Origin of the sequence: Bradyrhizobium sp. Y36, from assembly GCF_002531575.1 — a bacterium.
GTDB lineage: Bacteria > Pseudomonadota > Alphaproteobacteria > Rhizobiales > Xanthobacteraceae > Bradyrhizobium.
This window is the reverse complement of record NZ_NWTI01000020.1, coordinates 1-24,349: the sequence shown is the minus strand read 5'-3', so window position 1 is coordinate 24,349 and position 24,349 is coordinate 1. Positions and strand designations below refer to the sequence as shown.

The following is a 24,349-nucleotide window of genomic DNA, read 5'->3' as shown; positions in this document are numbered from 1 at the left end:
AAGGCCGGCGACGTTCGCTGCGATGTCAGCACGAATTCGAGCGCTTCGATTCTGCATCGACCGGCAGGCTTGCTCTGGTGGCGTTCAGCGCTGCGGCGAGCTCGTCGATGTGGTAGGGTTTTGCCAGGATCTGGATGCCTTCCGTCTCGGCCTCGTTGACCGACGCTTCGGCATATCCGCTGGTGAGCAACACCGGGATGTCGCTTCGTCGGTTCCTGATCTCCCGCGCGAGCTCGACCCCATTCATGCCGCCCGGCATCATGATGTCCGAAAAGATCACATCGACGGAGCGGCCATCGGCCAAAGCGCCGAGAGCCGCGGCGGCGCTGGCGGCGCGCGTGACGTCATAGCCGAGCTGGCCGAGCATCTCGCTGACCAGTGCGGCGACTTCGTCGTCGTCTTCCACCAGCAGGATCCGGCCCTGGTTGCTCTTCTTCGGCCGCACCATGGTGAGGTCGATGAGGTGCCGTTCCTTCGAAGGGACGCCGAATGATCGCGGCAGGTACAGCTCGATTTTGGTGCCTCGGCCGACCTCCGACAGGATTCGGACCGTCCCTCGGGACTGCGTCGCGAATCCGTGGACCTGCGCGAGCCCGAGTCCCGAGCCTTTTCCGACGTCCTTGGTGGTGAAGAACGGCTCGAACACGCGCGTCAGGATTTCCGGGCTCATGCCGACGCCGGTGTCGACGACCGACAGACGCACGTAGTCGCCTGCGATCTGCTCGTCCTTGAGATCGGGCAGATTTTCGCCGCGCACGACGATCGTGCCGCCATTGGGCATGGCGTCGCGTGCGTTGACGGCGAGGTTGAGAACGACCAGCTCGAGCTCGCCCGAATCGACTTCCACCGGCCAGAGCGAGTCCGGAAATTCGAACTCGACATGGACGTCACCCCGCAAGCTGCGATCGAGCAGTTCGCGCATGCCGCCGATCTGCGCGGCGACGTCGACGGGCTCCGGGCGAAGCTTCTGCCGGCGCGAGAACGCGAGGAGCTGCCTGGTCAAGCTGGCGCCGCGCTGCGCCGCCTGGATCATGCCGTCCATCAGGCGACGCCGGCGGCTCTGGTCGGTCTGGCGATCGAGCATGTCGAGACCGCCGGAAATGACCATCAGCAGATTGTTGAAATCATGCGCCACGCCGCCCGTGAGCTGGCCGATGGCTTCGATCTTCTGGGCCTGGCGAAGCGTCTCCTCGACCCGGGTGCGCTCCTTCATTTCGAGGCGCAACTGCTCGTTGGCCTCAGCCAGCGCTCGGGTGCGTTCAATGACGAGCTTCTCGAGCTGCTGCGCGGTCTGCTCACGCGCCTCGAGCAAAGCCCGGATCTCATACTGTCTGCCTCGTGCCCGCATCGCCGATTGGATCGCGCTGGTCAGCGTGATCGGCTGCACGGGGCGTTCGAGCAGCGAGACGTTGCGTAGAAGCGCGACGATGTTGCGTCGCCAGGCGACGACCGCGGGCTGCTCGCGATGGCTGGTGAGAACGACAAAGGGCAGGTCGGACCATGGCGGCTGGTTCGCGATCCATTGCGCGAGCGCTCCGGTGTCTTTGCCGAACAGTCCTTCCTCGGCCAGAAACACCGCGCCGACGCCTTGGGTCATCTCCCCAACGAGCTCAGGCAGGCTTCGGCAGCTGGTCGCGTCGAGGTTCGAGCTGCGGAAAAGCTCGGCCGATGCCGGCCCGTCGCGCCCGATCGGAGCGAAGATGAGAACGCGGTTGTCCTGGTTGGTGCTCATCCAACCGGCCCTTCCGGGAGCACGGTGCCGGTATAATGCGGGTTGCCGGAGAATATGCCGTTGAACTCGTGCAGTGGCGGACCGAGCTTGATGCCGTTGGCGCCCAGCCGAAACTCGCGGATGTTATGCTCGTGATTGCCGCTGCGCTTCTTGACGACGGACAAGGCGCGCCGAACCGTCCCGGCAAACTCGAAATAGCGCAGCATCAGCACCGCATCGCTGAGATAGCTGATGTCGAGGGGCGTATCCATGGGGCCGACCAGCCCATGTTGAGCGAGAATCAGGATGGTGAGCACGCCCTGCTGTGCAAGGTAACTCAGCAGCTCGTGCATCTGCAGGATGAGAAATCGCTCGTCCGGCATCGCATTCAGATAACCGTTCAGGCTGTCGATAACGACCAGGCGGGCATTGTCGGCCTCCACGCTGCGGCGCAGGATCGCCGCGAACTCGCCGGGCGACAATTCGGCGGGATCGATCTGTTGAAACCGGATCATCCCGGAATCGAGGTGCTTCTGGAGCGGCAGGCCCAGTGTCCTGGCCCGTGCCTCGACCGTTCCGCGGCCTTCATCGAAAGCAAAGAACACGGCGTGCTCGCCGCGTTCGGCTGCCGCGATGGCATAGCTCAGCGCGAGCGACGATTTGCCGACACCCGCCGCGCCGAGCAGAAGCGCGTTCGTGCCGCGCTCGAGGCCGCCACCGAGAAGCTGATCGAGTTCGGAGCTGCCGCTGAGCGCGAACTCGCCAGGAAATGAGCGGTGATGCTCTGCCGCCACGAGGCGGGGGAAGACCCGCAAGCCGCCCTGTTCGATCGTGAAGTCGTGAAAGCCACCGCGAAAACGGATCCCGCGCATCTTGATGACGCGCAGCCTGCGCCGCTCGGCGCCGTAGTCGATGGCAACCTGCTCGAGCATCACAACACCGTGCGCGATCGAATGCAGTTGCAAATCGTCCTGAGAGGACGACAGGTCGTCGAGCAGGACGACGGTGCAGTTGCGGTTGGTGAAGAAATGCTTCAACGCCAGCACCTGCCGCCTGTAGCGCAACGGATTCTGGGCCAGCAGACGCAGTTCGGAGAGGCTGTCGAGCACCACGCGGGTCGGGTTGATCCGTTCGACCTCCTTGAAGATCAGGTTGGTGGTCTCGCTCAGTTCCATTTCTGCCGGATGGAAGACGGTGAGCTCGCGCTCGGGATCGAGGGTGGTCTCGGGCGGGACCAGCTCGAAGATGTCCACCCCTTGCAGGGACCAGCCGTGCCGCCGCGCGACGAGAGAGAGTTCGCGCTGCGTTTCGGACAGGGAGATGTAGAGCACGCGCTCGCCGCCGCGCACGCCCCTGAGAAGGAATTGCAGCGCAATCGTGGTTTTGCCGGTGCCTGGCCGGCCCTCGTAGAGGTACATTCGGTTGGCGTCCAAGCCGCCGCCCAGGATGTCGTCCAGACCTTCACTGCCGGTCGAAACGCGCGGCAAATCCTGCTCTGGAGCGGTCCGGGATGGACCAGTCATTGAACCCCCCTACGGATGTGTCGGAAGCCAGCGATCTACCCAAGCGCCAAAGCCGGGGCTGGACCAATGCAGTCCGAAAAAGGAACTCTTTAGCGGCGCTCGGGTTCCCGAAAGGGCGCGCGCGCCTGCCGATCGGAAGTCGGCGCGGACAGCTCCCTGCTTGTCGGTTCAAATTTGTACAAAGGCAGGTTCGAGGACGTCGGCACGTCCTGTGCCGGTGAATGTGGCGCTCACCGCCGGACGCGGTAGATCGCGACCTCCTCGCCGCGACTGACCATGCTGCGCTCGAACAGGTAATTCGATTTCTCCAGCACGCGGCGGGATGCACCGTTTCCGACATTCGCGATGCCGACGAGGCATGGCAGCGCGAGCTGCGACAGTCCGATCTCCGTGATTGCAGACGCGATCTCGCTGGCAAATCCCTGGCCCCAGAGATCGCGCGTGAGCGCGTAGGCGATCTCGATCTCGTCGATGTCGTCGACCAGTAGATGCCGAATGCCGGCCCGTCCCGCGAACCTGCCGTCTTTCCCGCGTAGCGCCCACAGCCCGAAGCCGTGCTGGTCCCAATGGGCCATGTTGACGTCGAGGTAAGCCTTCGTTGTCTCCGCCGAACGCACGCCGCCGAGATAGCGCGACACGTCGGGATCCTGATGCAGTGCGACGAGGTCGGCGAGGTGACTTTCGTTCAGCCTCCCGGCGGTCAGTCGGTCTGTGACGAAGTGGTCCATGGAATCAAACGACGGCTTCAACATTGGTTGCGATCTCGCGTGCGATACCGTCATCGTGTGCCGGATGCTCCCCGATTGGGCCGTCGCGCAAGCGAGGTGACCGACCCCTCATGGGTTCTAACACAACCTAACAGGAAATTTTCGCAGCGTTCGGTCAATGTCACCCCATGAAAGCGGTCGAATTTCGAAAAGGCACGACGACCGACGGGGAGATATTATGACGTCCAAGACATCAAGCGAAGGGTTGCCACGAAAGGCGGACGTTTCTCGCCGCGGCTTTGTGGGCGGCCTGTCGGCGGGCTTCCTGGGGGTCGCTGCGAGCGAGGTAGCTCGGGCAGAGACACTGGCCGACGTCCCTGATCGCGCGCCAGGCGCCGATCTCAGTGCGCACAGCGAGCGCTCCCGTTTCGCCAGGCTCGACCGCATTCCCGAGGCCACGCCGGGCAAGCGCAACGTCGATCCGAGCGATGCCATCAACTCCAAGACGCCGCACCAGAAGCTGGTCGGCAATATCACGCCGACCGATCTGCATTACGAGCGCAGCCATTCCGGCGTGCCCGACATCGATCCCGCGCAGCATCGGCTGCTCGTTCATGGCATGGTGCAGAAGCCGCTGGTGTTCAGCGTCGAAGACCTGAAGCGCATGCCCTCGATCACGCGCGTGGTGTTCATCGAATGCACCGGCAATGGATGGGAAAACTGGAAAAAGGCGGATCCGGATCTGACGGTGCAGAACACGCATGGCCTCGTCAGCACCAACGAGTGGACCGGCGTGCCTCTGAAATTCCTGATCGACCTCGTCGCCAAGGACAAGGGATCGACCTGGATGCTGGCGGAGGGTGGAGACGGTGCAGGCGTCGACCGCAGCATCCCGCTCACCGACGAAATCGTGAACGAGGCCTTCATCGCCTACGGACAGAACGGCGAGCCGCTGCGACCCGCGCACGGCTTTCCGATGCGGCTGGTGATGCCTGGCTTCGAGGGCAACCTCAACATCAAATGGCTGCGCCGCCTCAAATTCGGCAACGCGCCGTGGATGACGCGCTGGGAGACGGCGCGCTACACGCAACTGCTCGCGAACGGCAAGGCACGGCAATTCCAACTGAGGATGGAGACCAATTCGGTCATCACACAGCCCTCCGGCATGATGCAGATTCAGCCGGGCTATGTCCGCATCTCGGGTCTTGCCTGGAGCGGTCATGGCAAGATCGCCAAGGTCGAGATCTCGACCGACAGCGCCCGGACGTGGAAGCAGGCGCAATTGGCTCAGCCGGTCTTGTCCAAGGCGCAGGTGCGTTTCCAGATGGATTGGGTCTGGGACGGCAAGCCGACCAGAATTGTCAGCCGCTCGACCGACGAGCAAGGCAACGCCCAGCCGGATCGGCAGACCTTCATCGCCGCGATGGGGACCAATGCACTGTTCCACTACAACGCCCAGCAGACCTGGAGCATCGATGAGACCGGGAGGGTCCGCAATGTCCTCGCATGACAAGCTGTTTCTCGCCGGCATCCTCACATTCGGCCTGCTCTCCGCCCCCGCATTGGCGTTCGATTTCGGCCGTCCGGCGACGCCTGCCGAAATCAAGCTGTGGGATATCGACGTCGGCCCGGATGGCAAGGGCTTGCCCGACGGCAGTGGCACGGCAGTGCAGGGCAAGCAGGTCTTCGCTGACAATTGCGCGGCCTGTCATGGCGACAACGGCCAGGGCGGCATCAAGGATCGTCTCGCCGGAGGGCAGGGCACGCTTGCCTCGAACATGCCCGTCAAGACCGTCGGCAGCTTCTGGCCCTACGCGACGACCTTGTTCGACTACATCCATCGCGCGATGCCCTATCCGACCCCGGGCTCGCTCAGCACCGAGGAGACCTATGCCGTCACCGCCTACATTCTGAGCCTCAACGGCATCATTCCCGCCGACGGCAAGGTGGACAAGGAAAGTCTGCCGAAAATCAGGATGCCCAATCGCGACGGCTTCGTTCCGCAACCGGAGTTCGATCCCGCCAAGCTGTTCCGCAGGAAGTGAGCGGGCGATGAAGCTTTCGATATTGATCAGGATCCTCGTTCTGATCGCAGCGACATGTTCATGGGAGACACAGGCAATGGCTGCAGACGGCCTCATCACCATCAAAAGCAGCTTCGGGCCCGAGGACACGATGAAACGGCTGGAGGCGGAGGTGAAGGCCAAGGGCCTCACCGTGTTCGCCCGCGTCGATCATGCGGCCGGTGCCGCCGCGGTCGGCCTGCCGCTGCGGCCGACCGATCTCATCATCTTCGGCAACGCCAAGGGCGGCACGCCCTTGATGCAGCAAGCGCAAACCGTCGGCATCGACCTGCCGCTGAAGGCGCTGGTCTGGCAGGACGAGCAAGGCGCAACCTGGCTGTCCTACAACGACCCCGCCTATCTCGCCGGGCGTCATGGCGTCGGCGAGCCGGCAACGGCTGCGGTTACCGCGATGACGGGCGCCCTGCATGCGATCGCAACCAAGGCCACCACGCCGTGAGCGTGACGCGACGGCCGCGCGAGGATAGATCCATGAACGACACTGACGGACAACCGGCGTCATCCACGCCGCAAGGTGGCAAACTCACCAGATGGCTGGTCGTTGGCGGGCTATGCGCGATGCTCGTCGCTGCGAGCGTTCTCGGTTATCTCGGCTGGACCAGCACCGATACCAGCGTGCCCGCTTCGGGCTACGTCGCGCTGGTGCTCGGCGTCGTGTTCTCGCTGGTCGTCGGCGTCGGCTTGATGGCGCTTGTCTTCTACAGCAGCCGAAAAGGCTATGACGAGCCCGCGGTGCTGATCTCCGAGCAGGAGAGCGATCCGGACGATGGACGCGGCGACCCGCGCTGAGGGGGAAGTCTAGGCAGCTGTGAACAATGGAGTTCCTGGAAACCGCGTCGTGATGTTTTCGCCGCTCATGCTGTCTCTCGTTGCCGCAAGCGTCCGATCCAGATCGTGAGCCGGCCGCAGTCCGGGTCTTCCACCACATGGTCGACGACGTCAAAACCGTTGCTGTCGAGCAAATGGCGATATTCCGCCGGGGCGAGGCTGGCGTGGTAGAGCGGCTCACGCTCGAACGTTCCGATGGCTTCCCCAGCCGATGGACCGCTCGTGAACATCAGCGCTGCACCATCGGCGGCGTGCCGAGCAAAGATCGGAAACATCTGGCGCTGTTGCTCGGGAGCCAGATGGAAAAAGCTGTTCCAGGCGAGCAGGCCATCGAATGTCTCGTTCAGTTCCAGAGATCGCATGTCCGAAACACGCCAGGTCGCGCCGGGAAGATGCCTCTTTGCGATGTCGATCATTTCCGGAGCGGCATCGATGCCGGTGACGTCACATCTGGCCTCGAGCAGATAGCGCGCGATCGGCTCTCCGGTGCCGCAACCGATATCGAGCACCCTGGCACTCGCAGGCAAATGCGCGATGAAACGGTCGAGCCATTTTCGTTCCGTCAGATCTCGCCCGCGCAGGCGCGCCCACGCGGCGGCGTGTCGGCGATACAGTCCAATGATGTTGTCCGCATCAGAGTTCATTTTCGTTCCGCCTGACGCAGCCGCTCGCGACACAGGCGGCTGTCGCTTGCGGGCCGTCGTCGCTGTTTTGCGCGACGGGTCAATCGGATTGCCGTCGACTCCCGATGAGGCCTCCCGCAAGCCGTTGATTTCACAGGCCCCGTCTACTGTGCATGGGGTTGTTTTCGCACTTTTTGGTGGGAGGGCTGCTAGCCGGCCCCCAGCGCGACCGCGACGTTGTAGGTCACGAGGCTTGCCGCGTAGGCCAGCACCAGCATGTAGGTGAACGTCACCGCCATCCAGGTCCAGCTGCCGGTCTCGCGCCGGATCACGGCCAGCGTCGAGGCGCATTGCGGGGCGAAGATGTACCAGGCCAGCATCGACAAGGCGGTGGCGAGCGACCATTTCGTCGCCAGCACCTGGCCGATCTGCTCGGCCGCTTCCTTGCCGCCTTCGATCGCGTAGACGGTGCCGAGCGCTGCGACCGCGACCTCGCGCGCCGCCATGCCCGGGATCAGCGCGACCGCGATCTGCCAGTTGAAGCCGACGGGCGCGAGCAGCGGCTCCAGCGCCTTGCCGATGATGGCGGCGAGGCTGAAGTCGATGGCGGGTTCGGTGGCGCCTGCCGGCGGCTGCGGGAACGAGGCCAGGAACCAGATCAGCACCATCATCGAGAAGATCGTGGTGCCGGCGCGCACCAGAAACATCTTGGCGCGGGTGTAGATGCCGATCACGATCGATTTCAGCCGCGGCATCTTGTAGTCCGGCAGCTCCAGCATGAACGGCGCCGGCGCATAGTCGCGCAGCATGAAGAACTTGATCAGGAAGGAGACGGCAAGCGCGCTGATGATGCCGGCGGCGTAGAGGCCGAACATCACGAGGCCCTGCAGGTTGATGAAGCCCCAGACGTCCTTGGCCGGAATGAAGGCGGAGATGATCAGCGTGTAGACCGGAATGCGCGCCGAGCAGGTCATCAGCGGCGCGATCAGGATCGTGGTCAGCCGGTCGCGCTTGTTGTCGATGACGCGCGTCGCCATGATGCCGGGAATGGCGCAGGCGAAGCTCGACAGCAGCGGAATGAAGGCGCGGCCGTGCAGACCGGCGCCGCCCATGATGCGGTCCATCAGGAACGCGGCGCGCGCCATGTAGCCGAAATCTTCCAGCAGCAGGATGAACAGGAAGATGATGATGATCTGCGGCAGGAACACGATGACGCTGCCGACGCCAGAGATCACCCCGTTCTGCAGGAAGCTCTGCAACAGGCCGGCGGGCAGGGTGGCGTGCACGAACTCGCCGAGCGCATCGAAGCCGGAGTTGAGCAGCTCCATCAGCGGCTGCGCCCAGGCGAACACCGCCTGGAACATCACGAACAGGATCAGCGCCAGCACGACGAGGCCGCCGACGGGATGCAGCACCACGGCGTCGATCCGCGCGGTCCATGTGTCGGGACGGCTCGGCAGGCTGACACAATCGGCGATGATGCGGTCGGCCTCGCGCTGGGTTGCGCGCAGCTCGGCGACGCTGAGCGCGCGCCAGCTGTTCGCCTCGGCCTCGGCGGCAAGCTTGGCCGAGACCTCGTCGGTCAGTCTCAACAGGTCGGCGGTGCCGCCCTTGCGCACCGCGATCGAGGTGACCACGGGCAGGCCGAGCTCCTTGGCGAGCCGCTCGACGTCGACGGTGATGCCGCGGCGGGCGGCGATGTCGAACATGTTGAGCACGAGGACCATCGGCCGTCCGGTGCGCTTGAGCTCGAGCAGCAGGCGGATGGTCAGCCGCAGATTGGTGGAATCGGCCACGCACAGCACGAGATCGGGCACGGCCTCGCCGGAGGCCTTGCCGAGCACGAAGTCGCGGGTGATCTCCTCGTCCGGGCTGCGGCCGCGCAGCGAATAGGTGCCGGGCAGGTCGACCACCGAGACCTGGCGTCCCAGGGGGGTGACGAAGAAGCCTTCCTTGCGCTCGACGGTGACGCCGGGATAGTTCGCAACCTTCTGCCGGCTGCCGGTCAGGGCGTTGAACAGCGAGGTCTTGCCGCTGTTGGGCGTGCCGACCAGGGCGAGATGCAGCAGGGGTAATTCCATGGGATCAAGGGCCTGGGGCAGATATACGGTCGCGGTCTTAAGCGACGATGATGGCCATGGCTTCGCGGCGGCGGACGGCGATCGTGATGCTGTCGACCCGCACGGCGATCGGGTCGCGCCCGACCAGCCCCTCATGCAGGACCTCCACCCGCGCGCCCTCGACGAAGCCGAGCTCGATCAGGCGGCTCTCGAGCTCGATGTCCGAGAGCGCCGAGCCCGCCTGGCGAGCCGAAAGTTGCTGGATGACGCCGGTATAGCCGCGCTGGGCCAAACCCAGCGGCATGTGCGGGCGCGTATCATTGGTGTCGGTCATGCCCTGTATTTTCAACGCAAGGCAGTGAGGTCAAGCGCGCGCGCTCGCTGAAACCGCACCTTAGAGTGATTTTAAAGTGCGGATGGCGGAGCGCCCGTCAAAGGTGCCCCCCGGGGTTGGGTTGGCTACTGGGCCGGGACCTTGTCCGGCTGGGCGGCCATGGCGCGGCTCTTGAAGTAGTCCAGGACGAACAGGCGGATCGCCGACGACAGGTTGCCCTGCTGGCGGTTGTTGTCGATCTCGCCGACCAGCTCGGACAACGTCATGTTGCGCAGGCCGGAAATCTCCTTCATGCCGTTCCAGAACGCCTCTTCCAGGCTGACGCTGGTCTTGTGCCCGGCGACGACGATCGACCGCTTCACGACGGGCGACTTCATGGCTGCTCCTCGCGATCGATCTGATGCTGATCCAGGTGCGCCTTCGCCTTGTCCGCGCGCGTCTCCTCCGCCGACCGTTCCGCCTTCGTGCGACCGAACTTCGTCCGGTTGACGTCCGCCTGTTTCGCCGAGGCTTCCCGCTCGGCGCGCTTCCTGAAACGATTCAGGTTGATGACGTTCCCCATGCCGCGTCTCCATCATCCGATCCTCTTCAGGCTGGATGAAACATTCAGAAACAGGGTGCCGCGTTGCGCCCTACAAGACTTGATCGCCATTCGCTCGTCCTCGTCAATCGGCCCCTCGGGCCATCAAACGATGAATTTGACCCCCGTCGAGGGGCGGAATGGCTGCGTAGCACGCCGTTCCGCCGGAACATTGACGGTAATCAAATCCCGCCCCCAAAGCCGCACATTTCTGGGCGAGGAGCGTCCGTATCATTACGGATGGCGATCGGAATTCGGAATTTTATCCCGGGCTGGTCATCTTCTCGGGACGCACCAGGCGATCGAACTCGTCCGCCGAGACGAAGCCGAGCCGCAGCGCCTCCTCCTTCAACGTGGTGCCGTTGGCATGGGCCGTCTTGGCCACCTTGGCGGCGTTGTCGTAGCCGATCTTCGGGGCGAGCGCCGTCACCAGCATCAGCGAGCGCTGCATCAGCTCATTGATGCGCTTTTCGTCGGCGCGGATGCCGCTGACGCAATGCTCGGTGAAGGATCGCGCGGCATCCGCCAGCAGGCGGATCGAGTGCAGCATGTTGTAGGCCAGCACGGGCTTGTAGACGTTGAGCTCGAAATGGCCCTGGCTGCCGGCGACCGTGATGGCGGTGTGATTGCCGAACACCTGGCAGCACACCATGGTCATCGCCTCGCACTGGGTTGGATTGACCTTCCCCGGCATGATCGAGGAGCCCGGCTCGTTCTCCGGCAGGATCAATTCGCCCAGTCCCGAGCGCGGGCCCGATCCCAGGAGGCGGATGTCGTTGGCGATCTTGAACAGGCCGGTCGCGACCGAATTGATGGCGCCGTGCGCCAGCACATAGGCATCGTTCGAGGCCAGCGCCTCGAATTTGTTGGCGGCGCTGGTGAAGGGGAGCTTCGTGATGGAGGCGACGTGCTTGGCGAACAGCTTGGCAAAGCGCGGCTTCGAATTGAGGCCGGTGCCGACGGCGGTGCCGCCCTGCGCCAGCGGATGGAGGTCCTTCACCGCGATCTTGAGCCGGGCGATGCCGCTCTCGACCTGCGCCGCATAGCCGGAAAATTCCTGGCCGAGCGTCAGCGGCGTCGCATCCTGGGTATGGGTGCGGCCGATCTTGACGATTTTTGCGAACGCCTTCTCCTTCTTGCGCAGCGCGCGCAGCAGCTCGCCGAGGGCGGGGACGAGATCGGCATCGATGCGGCTTGCGGCTGCGATATGCATCGCGGTCGGGAAAGAGTCGTTCGACGACTGGCTCATGTTGACGTGGTCGTTGGGATGCACCGGCTTCTTGGCGCCGAGCTCGCCGCCCAGGAGCTCGTTGGCGCGGTTGGCGATCACCTCGTTGAGGTTCATGTTGCTCTGGGTGCCGGAGCCTGTCTGCCATACGACGAGCGGGAAATGATCGTCCAGCTTGCCCTCGATCACCTCGCGTGCGGCGCGGATGATGGCACCCGCGCGGCGCCGGTCGAGCAGGCCGAGCTCGAGGTTGGACTGTGCGGCGGCGAGCTTGACGATGCCGAGCGCGTGCACCAGGGAGATCGGCATGCGGTCGGTGCCGATGCGGAAATTCTGGCGCGAGCGTTCGGTCTGCGCACCCCAATAGCGGTCGGCGGGGACCTCGATGGGACCGAAACTGTCGGTCTCGGTACGGGTCGCGGGGCGGGCGGTCTTCGATCGGGAAGCTTTGGCCATGAGCACATCCATTCTGCCGCGCGAGGTGCCGCGCGGCCTTGTCATGTGCTCTTCTATATTAGGCAGTCTGGCCGGGCGCGACGGCTTCGCGGCCAACCTAGATCATTTCTTGCGGAAACGATCGAGCCGCACCACTTCGGCGCCACCCTTGGTCGGGGTCTCCGGCTCCTCGGTGCTTTCAGCGGATTCAGCACCGGGGGTCTGCACGGCGACGGCCGACGGCGCGGGAGCCGCCGGCAAATTCTCCGGCGCGACCTCGGCGACGTCGGAGGTGTCGAACTGGAGGCCGAATTTCACGGACGGATCGAGGAAGCTCTTGATGGCGCTGAACGGCACGATCAGGCGTTCCGGAATGCCGCCGAAGGACAGGCCGACCTCGAAGCGGTCCTCGAGCACGGTCAGGTCCCAGAATTGATGCTGGAGGATGATGGTCATCTCTTCCGGATATTGCGCGAGCAGCCGCGACGACAGTTTCACGCCCTCGGCCTTCGACACGAAGGTGATGAAGAAATGGTGCTCCCCCGGCAGGCCATGGGCCGCGGCATCGGTCAGCACCTTCCGCAGCACGCCGCGCAGCGCGTCGCGGGCCAGCACATCGTATCGGATATGATCGGTCGCCATGGTGGTCCTGTTGCATCCCCGAAGCCGAACCGGCCGGCTCGACTCGCCAAGCCGCAATAATATCGCGCCTGACGGGTGAGCAGGAGTCCCCGCCGGGGAAGAAATAAAGGTAAGTGGAGGCTTCTGTTGCCAGGTGCCTCCGAACCCCGCCTAACGGAGCTTAACCCGTTAGGACTTTAGAGTGGTCTTTCAAACTGCGTTACGCAGCCTGAGCAACCGGAGCAAAGTTGTCGTTGGCAACTATTGCAGTAGCCCGATAACGGCGGAACAATACCGGGAAAAAGTACGCCCTTTACGCCCTCGTCGATCCTATTTCGCCCCCGCCAAAGCCCGCTTTGGATGAGCCCGCTGGTGGGCTTTGGTGGAGGCGCCGGGTACCGCCCCCGGGTCCGAATGGTTTATTGCGACGACCGTTTATTTCCATAGCCGGCGAACCGGCACCCCCAATATAGGGGGCAGAGGTTTCGAAAGACAGGGGTTTCGCGCGGACGGGGTGCGGTTCCCTTTGGATAGGCCCGGACCGAGGCGAGCGTGACCTTGGCCGCAGCGCGACCCTCGTTCTAAGCTCCTGACATGTCCCCGGATTCAGCACCGGCCGTCCAAGAGCCGGATCCCGTCACCGCAGCGCCGGGCCTGGCCGCGCTGTTCCTGGCCTTCGCCCGGATGTCGCTGGCCGGTTTCGGCGGGGTCTTGGTATTTGCCCGGCGGGCCATCGTCGAGCAGCACCGCTGGATGACGGCGGACGAGTTCAACGAGACCTTCGCGCTCTGTCATTTCCTGCCCGGGCCCAACATCGTCAACCTGTCGATGGTGTTCGGGTCGAGGCTGCGCGGCATTGCCGGCGGGGTTGCCGCCTTTGCCGGGCTGCTGCTGCCGCCGACGCTGATCATGACGGTGCTCGCGATCGCCTACGCCCGTTTCGGCGACCTCGACGTGCTCCGCCGCAGCCTCGCCGGCATCTCCTGCGCTGCGGTGGGGCTGTTGATCGCGGTGGTCTTTCGCATGATGACGCCGCTGCTGAAGCGGGCGGATCCGCTCGCACTGATCCTGATGCTCGGCGTGTTCCTCGCCATCGGCGTATTCCGCCTGTCGCTTCCGGCGGTGCTGCTGGTTGCGATCCCCGTCAGTATCGGCGCCACTTTTTTCCTGCGGCGGAATGTAGCAGCATGAATGCCGAGAGCCCGATCTGGGCACTGATCTCCACCTTTGGACTGATGTCGCTGTTCGCGGTCGGCGGCGCTGCGGCGGCGGTGCCCGAGATGCACCGCATCGCCGTCGAGGTGCAGCACTGGATGACCGACAAGCAGTTCAGCGATGCCTATGCGATCGCGCAGCTCTCGCCAGGTCCAAACGTGCTTATCGTGACGTTAATCGGCTATGCGGTCGCCGGCATTCCGGGCGCGCTGGCGGCGACGTTGGCGATGTGCGTGCCGACGGCGCTGCTTGCCTATTATGTCAGCCGGTTGCTGAACAGGCCCAGCCAATCGCGCTGGCCCGGCCTGATTCAGGCTGCACTGGTTCCGCTCTCGATTGGATTGATGGCCGCGAGTGCCCTGATCCTGGCCCAGTCGACCGATCGCACGATTGCTGCACTGCTTCTGACCGCAATGGTTGCGCTGATCGCATCGGTCTCGCGCATCAATCCACTCTGGCTCCTGCTCGCCGGGGGCCTGTTGGGTTTTGCTGGCATTGTGCGATGAAAATGGCTAGGCAGTGATCGGGCGGGGGATCCAATTCCAGCCGATTTAGAACAACAGTGCTCGTGACTTACAGGTCGCGGAGGAGACATGCATGGCCGATACGATGGGCCACTCGGCGACTGCCACCCGAAACACCTCGGTGGCGCTCGGCTTCTGTCTGCTGGCGATAGCGCCGCAGATTTTCGAATTCATCTGGTCGATCGGGACGATTTTCGGCTGGGGCGCCGGCCGCGGTCCGGCCGCAGTGGTGATGGCCCACGCCACGGCGTTGTTCGCCGGTGCGCCCGGCGCGCTGATCGGAGCGGCCAGCGGTGACACCAAGAAGGCGTCATCCGAGGTCCTGCTGGCGCTGATCTACTCCTATCCGCTCTTTGCGGTGGCGATCGTCACGCTGTTCATGACCATCAGGTCGGCCCAGGACTATGTCGGCGGCGTGATCCTGATGGCGCTGGCGCTGTTCGCGCTGTGGGCCTCGAGCGATCTGCAGGGCATGCGCGGCTTCTCCTTCGGCGCCGGCACTGCGCCGCGGATGTTCGGCGGACTGCTGGTCGCCTTGTCCGCCGGCATCGCCTTGACCGGCCTCCTGAGCGACGGGCCGGCGATGGCCCATTATGCCTGGCGCGGGCCGCTATTCGTTATGGCCGCGATCCTGTTCTTCGCGCTGTCGATCCGCTCCCTCGGCCTCGTGGTCACGGCCTTTGCGAGCTTCATGATCGCGGCGACGGGATCGAACGAGACGCGCTGGCTGGAGGCCGCCATCGTCGGCGCTTGCCTGACGATCGGCTGTGCCATCCTCTTTCCCTACGTGCTCGGCCTGCCGATGCCGATGTTTCCGCGTTTCCTGATCCAGTGAGGGTGTGATGGATATCTTTGCCAACCTCGCTCACGGTTTTGCCGTCGCGCTGTCGCCGATCAACCTGCTGATGTGCCTGATCGGTGCGCTGGTCGGCACGCTGGTCGGCGTGCTCCCGGGCATCGGCACCATCGCCACGGTCGCGATGCTGCTTCCGATCACCTTCGGACTGCCGCCGGTCGGCGCGCTGATCATGCTCGCCGGCATCTATTACGGCGCTCAGTATGGCGGCTCCACCACCTCGATCCTGGTCAATATTCCAGGTGAGGCGACATCAGTCGTCACCGCCATCGACGGTCACCAGATGGCCAAGCAGGGCCGCGCCGGCCCGGCGCTGGCGATCGCGGCGATCGGCTCGTTCTTCGCCGGCTGCGTCGCGACCGTGCTGATTGCCCTGCTCGGCGCGCCGCTGACCAAGCTGGCGCTGGCGTTCGGTCCGGCCGAGTATTTCTCGCTGATGGTGCTCGGCCTGATCTTCGCGGTCGTGCTGGCCAAGGGCTCGGTGCTGAAGGCGATCGCGATGATCGTGTTCGGCCTGTTGCTCTCCATGGTCGGCTCGGACATCGAGACCGGCGCCTCGCGCATGGCGTTCAACATTCCCGAGCTCGCCGACGGTCTCGGCTTTGCGACGGTGGCGATGGGTGTGTTCGGCTTTGCCGAGATCATCCGCAATCTCGACGCCGGTGCCGAGATGAACCGCGACCTCGTGCAGCAGAAGATCACCGGTCTGATGCCCACCAGGAAGGATCTGAAAGATTCGACGCCTGCGATTCTGCGCGGCACCGTGCTCGGCTCGATCCTCGGCATCCTGCCGGGCGGCGGCGCCGTCATCGCCTCCTTCGCGGCCTACACGCTCGAAAAGAAGCTCGCGAAGGATCCCAAGCGGTTCGGCCGCGGCGCGATCGAGGGCGTGGCGGCGCCGGAAAGCGCCAACAACGCAGCGGCGCAGACCTCCTTCATCCCGCTGCTCACCCTCGGCATCCCGCCGAACGCGGTGATGGCGCTGATGGTGGGCGCGATGACCATCCACGGCATCGTGCCGGGCCCGCAGGTGATGCAGAAGCAGCCCGACCTCGTCTGGGGCATGATCGCCTCGATGTGGATCGGCAATCTGATGCTGATCATCATCAACCTGCCCCTGGTCGGCATCTGGGTCCGGCTGCTCCGTGTGCCGTACCGGCTGATGTTCCCCTCGATCGTGATCTTCTGCGCGATCGGCATCTACTCGGTGAACAACGCACCGGTCGACGTCATCCTCGCCGGCGTGTTCGGTCTCGTCGGCTACTGGCTGATCAAGCACGATTTCGAGCCGGCGCCGCTGCTGCTCGGCATGGTGCTGGGACCGCTGATGGAAGAGAACCTGCGCCGCGCGCTGCTGATCTCGCGCGGCGACTGGAGCGTGTTCCTGACGCGTCCGCTGTCGGCCGTGCTGCTCGCGATCGCGGCGAGCCTGCTGCTGCTCACGGTGCTGCCCGCGTTGCGCTCCAAGCGCGACGAGGTGTTCACCGAATCCGAGAACTGAGCGCCGCGCCCTGCGTCGGCGCGCCGCATCCGGAAGTCGGATCGACTCGTGTTACGGCTTCGTGAAATGAAAATGCCGGCCTTTGGGCCGGCATTTGTTTTTGTCCAAGGGGATCGACATGACCTTCATTCGCGCGCTCACGGGCGCATGTGCGGCAGCGCTCGCATCGCTGGGCACCCTCGTTGCGCCGGCCGAGGCGCAGACCTATCCGACGCGCGGCATCACCATGATCGTGCCGTTCGCGGCCGGCGGTCCGACCGACGTGGTCGCGCGCATCGTCACCGGGCACATGGCGCAGACGCTCGGTCAGAGCATCATCATCGAGAACGTGGTCGGCGCCGGCGGCACCACCGCGACCACGCGCGCCGCACGGGCGGCCAATGACGGTTACACGCTGATCACCGGGCATATGGGCACCCATGCCGCGTCCGTGCCGCTCTATCCGAAGCTTGCCTATCACCCCGAGAAGGATTTCGAGCCGATCGCGCTGCTCGCGGGCACGCCGATCCTGATCCTCGCGCGCAAGGACTTTCCGCCGAAGGACCTGAAGGAGTTCGTGACTTACGTGAAGGCCAATGCCGAGAAGGTGAACGCGGCGCATGCCGGCGTCGGCTCGGTCTCCCACGTCTCGTGCGAATTGCTGCACTCGATCCTCGACATCAAGCCGGTCGGCGTGCCGTTCAACGGCACGGGCCCTGCGATGAACGCGCTGGTGGCCGGGCAGGTCGACTACATGTGCGACCAGATCGTCAACGCCGTGCCGCAGATCAATGCCGGCACCATCAAGGCCTATGCGATTGCAACGCCGGAGCGCAATCCGTCGCTGCCCAGCGTGCCGACCACGGCGGAAGCCGGCCTGCCGAAATTCCAGGCCCAGGCCTGGAATGCGATGTTCGCGCCGAAGGGAACTTCGCCTGCGATCATTGCCAGCCTGAACGCCGCCGCCAGCAAGGCGCTCGACGACGAGACGGTGAAGAAGCGCCTGCTCGAGCTCGGCAGCGTCATCCCCACCCCTGCGGAGCGGACGCCGGAGGCGCTGGCCGCCCTCGTCAAGAACGAGATCGCGAAGTGGACCCCGGTGCTGAAGCCGGCGACTTAAGCTGCACTTTCAAGCCGATAGGCGGGGGCGGGACGCGAGTTCCGCCCCTTGCCGTTTGTGCGCGGAGCACTCACTTTTCCGGGTATAATCGGTGCGGACAGCGAATCGCCGCTGTTGCAGCGCGGGGGTGGCCGCTAAGTTCGCAGCCTCCCCAAAGGCTCAGTCGCACATGCACCAGTATCAGGACCTGCTCGAGCGGATTCTTTCAGACGGCGCCGAGAAGACCGACCGCACCGGCACCGGCACATTCTCGGTGTTCGGCCATCAGATGCGCTTCAATCTGTCGGCGGGCTTCCCGATGCTGACCACCAAGCGGCTGCCGCTGAAGGCGATCGTGCATGAGCTGTTGTGGTTCCTGAAGGGCGACACCAACATCAAATATCTGCGCGACAACGGCGTCACCATCTGGGACGAGTGGGCGGACGCCAATGGTGACCTCGGCCCGGTCTACGGCCATCAATGGCGCTCCTGGCCGACGCCCGACGGCGGCAGCATCGATCAGATCGCCAAGGTCATCGACATGATCAAGCGCACGCCGGATTCGCGCCGGTTGATCGTCACCGCCTGGAATCCGGCGGACGTCGACAAGATGGCGCTGCCGCCCTGCCACCTGCTGTTCCAGTTCTATGTCGCGGGCGGCAAGCTGTCCTGCCAGCTCTATCAGCGCTCGGCCGACGTCTTCCTCGGCGTGCCCTTCAACATCGCCTCCTACGCGCTGCTCACCATGATGGTGGCGCAGGTCACGGGCCTGAAGCCCGGCGACTTCGTGCATTCGTTCGGCGATGCCCATCTCTATTCCAACCATCTGGAGCAGGCCCGGCTTCAGCTCACGCGCGCGCCGCGTGCGCTGCCGGTGATGCGGATCAATCCCGAGGTGAAGGACATCTTCTCCTTCCGCTTTGAGGATTTCGAGCTCGTCGGCTACGATCCGCATCCGCACATCAAGGCGGAAGTCGCGGTCTGACGCATGATCCGGAAAGGTGTGCAGCGGTTTTCCGATCAGATCATGCGCAAAAAAGATTAGACCGATGTCGCTCAACATCCGCCGTGCGCAGCCCGGGGAAGCCGGGCTCGTTCTGTCCTTCATCCGCGAGCTCGCCGACTACGAAAAGCTCTCGCACGAGGTGGAGGCGACCGAGGTTGACATTGCGGACGCGCTGTTCGGCGAGAGGCCGCGGCTCTATTGCGCGATCGCCGAATGGAACGGGGAGGCCGTCGGCTTCGCCGTCTGGTTCGTGAATTTCTCCACCTTCAGCGGCCGCCACGGCATCTATCTGGAGGACCTCTATGTGCGGCCCTCGCATCGGGGCAGGGGCCTCGGCAAGGCGCTGCTGGTCTATCTGGCGAAGGAATGCGTCGACAACGGCTGGGCGCGCCTGCAATGGGCGGTGCTCGACTGGAACGCGCCGTCGATCGCCTTCTACAAATCGCTCGGCGCCGTCATGATGGACGACTGGACGCTGTGCCGCGTCACCGGGCCGGCGCTGACCGAGCTTGCCGGGAGTTCCGCCTGATGGAGATCGTCTTCGTCGTCGCGATTGCGGAGAACGGCGTCATCGGCGCGGGCAATGCGATGCCGTGGCGATTGAAATCCGACATGGCGCGCTTCAAGGCGCTGACCATCGGCAAACCCGTGATCATGGGCCGCAAGACCTTCGAATCCCTGCCGCGCCGTCCGCTGCCGTCCCGCACCAATATCGTCATCACGCGCGATGCGGCCTATCGCGCCAACGGGGCCATCGTCACGACGTCGGCTGCGGATGCGGAGGCGGTTGCGCGCGGCGATGCCCTGCGGCGTTCGGTCACTGAGATCGCGGTGATCGGCGGCGCCGAGATCTTCCGGCAATGGCTCGACCGCGCCGATCGCCTCGAGATCACCGAAGTGCATGCGCGGCCCGAAGGCGATACGCATTTCGACATCGACAGGGCGGAGTGGGACGAGGTTGAACGCATCCGCCATCCTGCCGGCCCCGACGACAGCGCCGACTACTCCTATGTGACATATCGTCGGCGGCGCGACCATTAACCGCTTTCGCCAATGTTTACATTGACTTTTTCGTGCCCGAGCATAGCTCGGAAGACGACGAAGGCTGCGTTGTAAGGGACCTGCCTGTCCCCTATAAAGCCGGACCGGACAAAGCGGGCGGGGGCAATTCCACCCTGCCGAGGAGAGCGTCGAATGCCGTGGAAGAATCAGGGCGGTGGCCCATGGGGCTCGGGTCCAAAGGGACCATGGGGCTCAGGCCCGCAACCGGTCGGGCCGAGGCCGCCGGATCTGGAAGACCTTCTGCGACGCGGCCAGGATCGCCTCCAGCAGATCATGCCGGGCGGCTATTTCTCCGGCATCGGCATCACGCTCATCGTGCTGCTGATCGTCGCGTTCTGGCTGCTGTCGGGCTTCTTCCGCGTTCAGTCCGAAGAGCTCGGCGTGGTGCTGCGCTTCGGCAAGCATGTCCGCACGGTGCAGCCGGGCCTGAACTATCATCTGCCCTATCCGATCGAGACCGTGCTGTTGCCGAAGGCGCTGCGCGTCAACACCATCTCCATCGGCATGACGCTGATCGACGATCCGGCGCGGCGTGGTCGCTCCATTCGTGACGTGCCGGAAGAGAGCCTGATGCTGACCGGCGACGAGAACATCGTCGACGTCGATTTCACGGTGCTCTGGCGTATCAAGCCTGATGGCGTCGGCGACTTCCTCTTCAACATCCAGAATCCCGAAGGCACCGTGAAGGCGGTCGCCGAGAGCTCGATGCGCGAGGTGATCGGCCGCTCGCAGATCCAGCCGATCCTCACCGGTGCGCGCAACGTCACCGAACAGGGCGTGCAGGAACTGATCCAGAAGACTCTGGACAGCTACGGCGCCGGCATTCAGATCAGCCAGGTGCAGATGCAGAAGGTCGATCCGCCGGCGCAGGTGATCGACGCCTTCCGCGACGTGCAGGCGGCGCGCGCCAATCTCGAGCAGCTGCAGAACGAGGCACAGACCTACGCCAACCAGGTGGTGCCGCAGGCGCGCGGACGTGCGGCGCAGATCATGCAGGCCGCCGAAGGCTACAAGGAGCAGGCGGTTGCCGAGGCCAAGGGCCAGAGCTCGCGCTTCCTGAAGGTTTACGAGGAATACAAGAAGGCGCCCGACGTGACGCGTGAACGGATCTATCTGGAGACGATGGAGCGCGTGCTCGGCGGCGCGGACAAGCTCGTCTATGACGGCGGGCCCTCGGGCCAGGGCATCGTGCCTTACCTGCCGCTCGGCGAACTGACGACCAAGCGGCCGCCTACCACCGGTCCGCAGTCGAGCGGAGGCAACCGATGAGGTCTCCGGTCACAGGTATCGTCACGCTGCTCGGGCTCCTGCTCGTCGTGATCGTCGGCTACATGTCGCTGTTCACGGTTGCGCAGACCGAGCAGACCATCGTGCTGCAGTTCGGCCGGCCCGTCGACGTCGTCACGGCGCCCGGCCTGCACTTCAAGGCGCCGTGGAACTCGGTGATCAACATCGACAAGCGGATCCTCGATCTGGAGAATCCGTCGCAGGAAGCGATCGCGTCGGACCAGAAGCGGCTCGTGGTCGATGCCTTCGCACGCTACCGCATCAAGGACGCGCTGCGCTTCTATCAGAGCGTCGGCTCGATCCAGGCCGCCAACATCCAGCTCACCACGCTCCTGAACGCTGCACTGCGCCGCGTGCTCGGCGAGGTCACCTTCATCAACGTGGTGCGCGACGATCGCGAGAAGCTGATGCAGCGCATCCGCGACCAGCTCGATCGTGAGGCCGACGGTTACGGCATCCAGGTCGTCGACGTCCGGATTCGCCGCGCCGACCTGCCGGAGCAGAACAGCCAGGCGGTCTATCAACGGATGAAGACGGAGCGCGAGCGCGAAGCGGCCGAGTTCCGGGCACAGGGCGGCCAGAAGGCGCAGGAGATCCGTTCCAAGGCCGATCGCGAGGCGACCGTGATCGAGGCTGAAGCGAGGTCGCAGGCCGAGCAGACGCGCGGCGTCGGCGACGCCGAACGCAACCGCCTGTTCGCCGAGGCCTACGGCAAGGATGCCGACTTCTTCGCCTTCTACCGGTCGATGACGGCCTACGAGAACGGGCTGAAGTCGAACGACACCCGCTTCCTGCTGCGGCCGGACTCGGATTTCTTCCGGTACTTTAGTAACCCGTCCGGCAAGACGGCGGCGACGCCGGCGAAACCGTAAGCTAGACAGAGGGCGGCGAATCTCGCCGCCCTTCGTCCAGACAAGAACACCATAAACGGGAGGTTCCCATCCGATGAGGTCCATTGCGTTCGCCGACTTCCTCATCGGCCTGGGCATTCTGTTCGTGCTGGAAGGCTTGATGTTCGCAGCCAGTCCGAACTGGATGCGCAAGGCCATGAAGAGCGCAATCGCCACGCCGGACAACGTCCTGCGGGTGGTCGGGATCGGCTCGGCCGTCGCCGGCCTGATCCTGATCTGGGTTATGCGGCGCCCGGTTTAGATCTTGCGCCAACGCCAAAGTGAAGGCGAAAGGCCGGTTTTTGCCGTATTATCGGGGCCTTGAGGCCCGTTAAGCTCCGTGCTTGCGCCGTCCCCCCGTTCGAGCGCAGTCTGGATGCCGAATCCTTTCTCTGGAGATACCAATGACCGCTGCCACGATTGCCCCGACCCGCTTGCGTTTAGGGCTGGCTGCGCTCGCCGTCAGTGCATTCGGTGCGTTCTGCGCGCCGGCCCAGGCGCGCGGACCGGAGGGCATCGCCGACGTCGCCGAGAAGGTGATCGACGCGGTCGTCAACATCTCGACCTCGCAGACCGTCGACGCCAAGGGCGGCGGCAACACCATGCCGCAACTGCCGCCCGGCTCGCCCTTCGAGGAGTTCTTCGACGACTTCTTCAAGAACCGCAGGGGTCCCGGCGGCGGCAGCAAGGGCGGCGATGGCGGCACCAATCCGCCGCGCAAGACCAACTCGCTCGGATCCGGTTTCATCATCGACACGGCGGGTGTCGTCGTCACCAACAACCACGTCATCGCGGATGCCGACGAGATCAACGTCATCCTCAACGACGGCACCAAGATCAAGGCCGATCTGGTCGGCGTCGACAAGAAGACCGACCTTGCCGTGTTGAAGTTCAAGCCGACCAAGCCGCTGGTCGCGGTGAAGTTCGGCGACAGCGACAAGCTGCGGCTCGGCGACTGGGTGGTCGCGATTGGCAACCCGTTCAGCCTGGGTGGCACGGTGACCGCCGGCATCGTCTCGGCCAAGAACCGCGACATCTCCTCGGGTCCCTATGACAGCTACATCCAGACCGACGCCGCCATCAATCGCGGCAATTCCGGCGGCCCGCTGTTCAACCTCGAAGGCGACGTCATCGGCGTCAACACGCTGATCATCTCGCCCTCGGGCGGCTCCATCGGCATCGGCTTTGCCGTGCCGTCGAAGACCGTCGCGGGCGTGGTCGACCAGCTCCGCCAGTTCGGCGAGCTGCGCCGCGGCTGGCTGGGCGTGCGGATCCAGAGCGTCACCGACGAGATCGCCGAGAGCCTCAACATCAAGCCGCCGCGCGGCGCGCTGGTTGCCGGCGTCGACGACAAGGGTCCGGCCAAGCCGGCCGGCATCGAGCCCGGCGACGTCGTCGTCAAGTTCGACGGCAAGGACGTCAAGGATCCCAAGGATCTGTCCCGCGTCGTCGCCGACACGGCGGTCGGCAAGGAGGTCGACGTCGTCGTCATCCGCAAGGGCCAGGAAGAGACCAAGAAGGTCACGCTCGGCCGCCTCCAGGATCCCGACAAGGTGCAGACCGCGGCGAAGACCGACGAGCCGGCGCCCGAAAAGCCGGTGACGCAGAAGGCGCTCGGGCTCGATCTCGCCGCGCTGAACAAGGATCTGCGCACGCGCTACAAGATCAAGGAGAGTGTCAAGGGCGTGGTCGTCACCAGCGTCGACGCCAATTCCGACGCCGCCGAGAAGCGCCTCTCTGCCGGCGACGTCATCGTCGAGGTCGCGCAGGAGGCGGTCGCCAGCGGCGCCGACATCCAGAAGCGCGTCGACCAGCTCAAGAAGGACGGCAAGAAGTCCGTGCTGCTGCTGGTCTCCAATGCGGACGGCGAGCTGCGCTTCGTGGCGCTGAGCGTGCAGTAGCCGCGGGATAGGTCCCGTAGGGTAGGCAAAGCGAAAGCGTGCCCACGCATTTTGGCTAATCGAGAGAGATGGTGGGCACAGCGCAAGTGCGCCTTTGCCCACCCTACGGCTCAGCAGTGTAAGGCGAGAGGCAAGATGCACTCTTCGCCCCACTCAATGTCATGCCCCGCGAAGGCGGGGCATCCAGTACGCCGCGGCCTCTCCGTATCCTCGCACTGTCTCTGGAATACTGGATCACCCGCCTTCTGTTTAGTCCGGAGACATGGCTGACACCTGTTCGGACACATCACTGACA

Annotated in this window: 26 protein-coding genes and 1 other RNA gene; 16 read left to right on the top strand and 11 right to left on the bottom strand. The window is 64.5% G+C overall.

The window, feature by feature from the left end:
* Positions 1–25 precede the first annotated feature (25 nt).
* From CO669_RS27320 to CO669_RS27310, 3 genes are all read right to left on the bottom strand, one after another.
* Entirely contained in the window at positions 26–1,732 is a 1,707-nt protein-coding gene (locus CO669_RS27320) for a response regulator (protein ID WP_097663050.1), read from the bottom strand.
* Positions 1,729–3,234: an ATPase domain-containing protein gene (locus CO669_RS27315; RefSeq protein WP_097663049.1), complete on the bottom strand. Its 1,506-nt coding sequence runs from the start codon at positions 3,232–3,234 to the stop codon at positions 1,729–1,731. The genes CO669_RS27320 and CO669_RS27315 overlap by 4 nt, the downstream gene beginning before the upstream one ends.
* 230 nt (positions 3,235–3,464) lie before the next feature.
* Positions 3,465–3,962, bottom strand: coding sequence for a GNAT family N-acetyltransferase (locus tag CO669_RS27310; protein WP_097663151.1), 498 nt, complete (start codon positions 3,960–3,962; stop codon positions 3,465–3,467).
* Positions 3,963–4,179: 217 nt separating this feature from the next.
* Between CO669_RS27310 and soxC the strand changes: the two genes are divergently transcribed.
* The 4 genes from soxC (at position 4,180) to CO669_RS27290 (ending at position 6,814) form a co-directional block, all read left to right on the top strand.
* Entirely contained in the window at positions 4,180–5,451 is a 1,272-nt protein-coding gene (gene soxC, locus CO669_RS27305; protein WP_097663048.1) for a sulfite dehydrogenase, read from the top strand.
* Positions 5,438–5,986: a c-type cytochrome gene (locus CO669_RS27300; protein WP_097663047.1), complete on the top strand. Its 549-nt coding sequence runs from the start codon at positions 5,438–5,440 to the stop codon at positions 5,984–5,986. The genes soxC and CO669_RS27300 overlap by 14 nt, the downstream gene beginning before the upstream one ends.
* Before the next feature lie 76 nt (positions 5,987–6,062).
* The gene (locus CO669_RS27295; RefSeq protein WP_502694519.1) at positions 6,063–6,464 is read left to right on the top strand and encodes a DUF302 domain-containing protein; all 402 of its coding nucleotides are present in this window, start codon (positions 6,063–6,065) and stop codon (positions 6,462–6,464) included.
* 32 nt (positions 6,465–6,496) lie between these two features.
* Positions 6,497–6,814, top strand: a complete 318-nt coding sequence (locus CO669_RS27290) for a hypothetical protein (RefSeq protein ID WP_097663150.1) — start codon at positions 6,497–6,499, stop codon at positions 6,812–6,814.
* A gap of 65 nt (positions 6,815–6,879) precedes the next feature.
* Here the strand turns inward: CO669_RS27290 and CO669_RS27285 are convergent, their stop codons facing one another.
* The 8 genes from CO669_RS27285 to ssrA form a co-directional block, all read right to left on the bottom strand.
* Positions 6,880–7,497, bottom strand: a complete 618-nt coding sequence (locus CO669_RS27285; RefSeq protein WP_097663045.1) for a class I SAM-dependent methyltransferase — start codon at positions 7,495–7,497, stop codon at positions 6,880–6,882.
* 188 nt (positions 7,498–7,685) lie between these two features.
* Positions 7,686–9,557, bottom strand: coding sequence for a ferrous iron transporter B (feoB, locus tag CO669_RS27280; RefSeq protein ID WP_097663044.1), 1,872 nt, complete (start codon positions 9,555–9,557; stop codon positions 7,686–7,688).
* 37 nt (positions 9,558–9,594) lie between these two features.
* Complete coding sequence (locus CO669_RS27275; RefSeq protein WP_097663043.1) at positions 9,595–9,870, bottom strand: FeoA family protein; 276 nt, start codon at positions 9,868–9,870, stop codon at positions 9,595–9,597.
* Positions 9,871–9,995: 125 nt separating this feature from the next.
* Positions 9,996–10,247 (bottom strand): ribbon-helix-helix domain-containing protein, encoded by a 252-nt coding sequence (locus CO669_RS27270; protein WP_025038043.1) that lies wholly within the window; start codon positions 10,245–10,247, stop codon positions 9,996–9,998.
* On the bottom strand, positions 10,244–10,432 hold the full coding sequence (locus tag CO669_RS27265) for a DUF4169 family protein (protein ID WP_097663042.1): 189 nt from the start codon (positions 10,430–10,432) through the stop codon (positions 10,244–10,246). The genes CO669_RS27270 and CO669_RS27265 overlap by 4 nt, the downstream gene beginning before the upstream one ends.
* A gap of 280 nt (positions 10,433–10,712) precedes the next feature.
* On the bottom strand, positions 10,713–12,146 hold the full coding sequence (gene fumC, locus CO669_RS27260) for a class II fumarate hydratase (RefSeq protein WP_097663041.1): 1,434 nt from the start codon (positions 12,144–12,146) through the stop codon (positions 10,713–10,715).
* 90 nt (positions 12,147–12,236) lie between these two features.
* Positions 12,237–12,755, bottom strand: a complete 519-nt coding sequence (locus CO669_RS27255) for an SspB family protein (protein WP_097663040.1) — start codon at positions 12,753–12,755, stop codon at positions 12,237–12,239.
* Positions 12,756–12,867: 112 nt separating this feature from the next.
* Positions 12,868–13,233, bottom strand: a transfer-messenger RNA (tmRNA) gene (ssrA, locus tag CO669_RS27250).
* Between the two features lie 95 nt (positions 13,234–13,328).
* Between ssrA and CO669_RS27245 the strand changes: the two genes are divergently transcribed.
* From CO669_RS27245 to CO669_RS27190, 12 genes are all read left to right on the top strand, one after another.
* Positions 13,329–13,925, top strand: a complete 597-nt coding sequence (locus tag CO669_RS27245) for a chromate transporter (RefSeq protein WP_097663039.1) — start codon at positions 13,329–13,331, stop codon at positions 13,923–13,925.
* A complete protein-coding gene (locus CO669_RS27240; RefSeq protein WP_097663038.1) occupies positions 13,922–14,455 on the top strand; it encodes a chromate transporter in 534 nt (177 codons plus the stop codon). Before CO669_RS27245 ends, CO669_RS27240 begins: the two co-directional genes overlap by 4 nt.
* Before the next feature lie 91 nt (positions 14,456–14,546).
* A complete protein-coding gene (locus tag CO669_RS27235) occupies positions 14,547–15,308 on the top strand; it encodes a tripartite tricarboxylate transporter TctB family protein (protein WP_097663037.1) in 762 nt (253 codons plus the stop codon).
* Positions 15,309–15,315: 7 nt separating this feature from the next.
* Positions 15,316–16,830 (top strand): tripartite tricarboxylate transporter permease, encoded by a 1,515-nt coding sequence (locus tag CO669_RS27230; RefSeq protein WP_198964288.1) that lies wholly within the window; start codon positions 15,316–15,318, stop codon positions 16,828–16,830.
* A 118-nt stretch (positions 16,831–16,948) separates the two neighbouring features.
* Entirely contained in the window at positions 16,949–17,929 is a 981-nt protein-coding gene (locus tag CO669_RS27225) for a tripartite tricarboxylate transporter substrate binding protein BugD (RefSeq protein WP_097663149.1), read from the top strand.
* A 169-nt stretch (positions 17,930–18,098) separates the two neighbouring features.
* A complete protein-coding gene (locus tag CO669_RS27220) occupies positions 18,099–18,893 on the top strand; it encodes a thymidylate synthase (RefSeq protein WP_097663035.1) in 795 nt (264 codons plus the stop codon).
* 64 nt (positions 18,894–18,957) lie between these two features.
* A complete protein-coding gene (locus tag CO669_RS27215; protein WP_097663034.1) occupies positions 18,958–19,443 on the top strand; it encodes a GNAT family N-acetyltransferase in 486 nt (161 codons plus the stop codon).
* Positions 19,443–19,955, top strand: coding sequence for a dihydrofolate reductase (locus CO669_RS27210; RefSeq protein ID WP_097663033.1), 513 nt, complete (start codon positions 19,443–19,445; stop codon positions 19,953–19,955). Before CO669_RS27215 ends, CO669_RS27210 begins: the two co-directional genes overlap by 1 nt.
* Positions 19,956–20,108: 153 nt before the next feature.
* The gene (gene hflK / locus CO669_RS27205; RefSeq protein ID WP_097663032.1) at positions 20,109–21,245 is read left to right on the top strand and encodes an FtsH protease activity modulator HflK; all 1,137 of its coding nucleotides are present in this window, start codon (positions 20,109–20,111) and stop codon (positions 21,243–21,245) included.
* Entirely contained in the window at positions 21,242–22,135 is an 894-nt protein-coding gene (gene hflC, locus CO669_RS27200; protein WP_097663031.1) for a protease modulator HflC, read from the top strand. The genes hflK and hflC overlap by 4 nt, the downstream gene beginning before the upstream one ends.
* 73 nt (positions 22,136–22,208) lie before the next feature.
* Positions 22,209–22,415, top strand: coding sequence for a DUF2065 domain-containing protein (locus tag CO669_RS27195; protein WP_097663030.1), 207 nt, complete (start codon positions 22,209–22,211; stop codon positions 22,413–22,415).
* Between the two features lie 142 nt (positions 22,416–22,557).
* Positions 22,558–24,054, top strand: coding sequence for a Do family serine endopeptidase (locus CO669_RS27190; RefSeq protein WP_097663029.1), 1,497 nt, complete (start codon positions 22,558–22,560; stop codon positions 24,052–24,054).
* The last annotated feature ends 295 nt before the right edge of the window (positions 24,055–24,349 follow it).

Bases quoted from the DNA above. Each gene is read 5' to 3' on its own strand.
- CO669_RS27320 (WP_097663050.1), bottom strand. From the start codon at position 1,732: ATGAGCACCAACCAGGACAACCGCGTTCTCATCTTCGCTCCGATCGGG.
- CO669_RS27315 (WP_097663049.1), bottom strand. From the start codon at position 3,234: ATGACTGGTCCATCCCGGACCGCTCCAGAGCAGGATTTGCCGCGCGTT.
- CO669_RS27310 (WP_097663151.1), bottom strand. From the start codon at position 3,962: ATGGACCACTTCGTCACAGACCGACTGACCGCCGGGAGGCTGAACGAA.
- soxC (WP_097663048.1), top strand. From the start codon at position 4,180: ATGACGTCCAAGACATCAAGCGAAGGGTTGCCACGAAAGGCGGACGTT.
- CO669_RS27300 (WP_097663047.1), top strand. From the start codon at position 5,438: ATGTCCTCGCATGACAAGCTGTTTCTCGCCGGCATCCTCACATTCGGC.
- CO669_RS27295 (WP_502694519.1), top strand. From the start codon at position 6,063: ATGGCTGCAGACGGCCTCATCACCATCAAAAGCAGCTTCGGGCCCGAG.
- CO669_RS27290 (WP_097663150.1), top strand. From the start codon at position 6,497: ATGAACGACACTGACGGACAACCGGCGTCATCCACGCCGCAAGGTGGC.
- CO669_RS27285 (WP_097663045.1), bottom strand. From the start codon at position 7,497: ATGAACTCTGATGCGGACAACATCATTGGACTGTATCGCCGACACGCC.
- feoB (WP_097663044.1), bottom strand. From the start codon at position 9,557: ATGGAATTACCCCTGCTGCATCTCGCCCTGGTCGGCACGCCCAACAGC.
- CO669_RS27275 (WP_097663043.1), bottom strand. From the start codon at position 9,870: ATGACCGACACCAATGATACGCGCCCGCACATGCCGCTGGGTTTGGCC.
- CO669_RS27270 (WP_025038043.1), bottom strand. From the start codon at position 10,247: ATGAAGTCGCCCGTCGTGAAGCGGTCGATCGTCGTCGCCGGGCACAAG.
- CO669_RS27265 (WP_097663042.1), bottom strand. From the start codon at position 10,432: ATGGGGAACGTCATCAACCTGAATCGTTTCAGGAAGCGCGCCGAGCGG.
- fumC (WP_097663041.1), bottom strand. From the start codon at position 12,146: ATGGATGTGCTCATGGCCAAAGCTTCCCGATCGAAGACCGCCCGCCCC.
- CO669_RS27255 (WP_097663040.1), bottom strand. From the start codon at position 12,755: ATGGCGACCGATCATATCCGATACGATGTGCTGGCCCGCGACGCGCTG.
- CO669_RS27245 (WP_097663039.1), top strand. From the start codon at position 13,329: ATGTCCCCGGATTCAGCACCGGCCGTCCAAGAGCCGGATCCCGTCACC.
- CO669_RS27240 (WP_097663038.1), top strand. From the start codon at position 13,922: ATGAATGCCGAGAGCCCGATCTGGGCACTGATCTCCACCTTTGGACTG.
- CO669_RS27235 (WP_097663037.1), top strand. From the start codon at position 14,547: ATGGCCGATACGATGGGCCACTCGGCGACTGCCACCCGAAACACCTCG.
- CO669_RS27230 (WP_198964288.1), top strand. From the start codon at position 15,316: ATGGATATCTTTGCCAACCTCGCTCACGGTTTTGCCGTCGCGCTGTCG.
- CO669_RS27225 (WP_097663149.1), top strand. From the start codon at position 16,949: ATGACCTTCATTCGCGCGCTCACGGGCGCATGTGCGGCAGCGCTCGCA.
- CO669_RS27220 (WP_097663035.1), top strand. From the start codon at position 18,099: ATGCACCAGTATCAGGACCTGCTCGAGCGGATTCTTTCAGACGGCGCC.
- CO669_RS27215 (WP_097663034.1), top strand. From the start codon at position 18,958: ATGTCGCTCAACATCCGCCGTGCGCAGCCCGGGGAAGCCGGGCTCGTT.
- CO669_RS27210 (WP_097663033.1), top strand. From the start codon at position 19,443: ATGGAGATCGTCTTCGTCGTCGCGATTGCGGAGAACGGCGTCATCGGC.
- hflK (WP_097663032.1), top strand. From the start codon at position 20,109: ATGCCGTGGAAGAATCAGGGCGGTGGCCCATGGGGCTCGGGTCCAAAG.
- hflC (WP_097663031.1), top strand. From the start codon at position 21,242: ATGAGGTCTCCGGTCACAGGTATCGTCACGCTGCTCGGGCTCCTGCTC.
- CO669_RS27195 (WP_097663030.1), top strand. From the start codon at position 22,209: ATGAGGTCCATTGCGTTCGCCGACTTCCTCATCGGCCTGGGCATTCTG.
- CO669_RS27190 (WP_097663029.1), top strand. From the start codon at position 22,558: ATGACCGCTGCCACGATTGCCCCGACCCGCTTGCGTTTAGGGCTGGCT.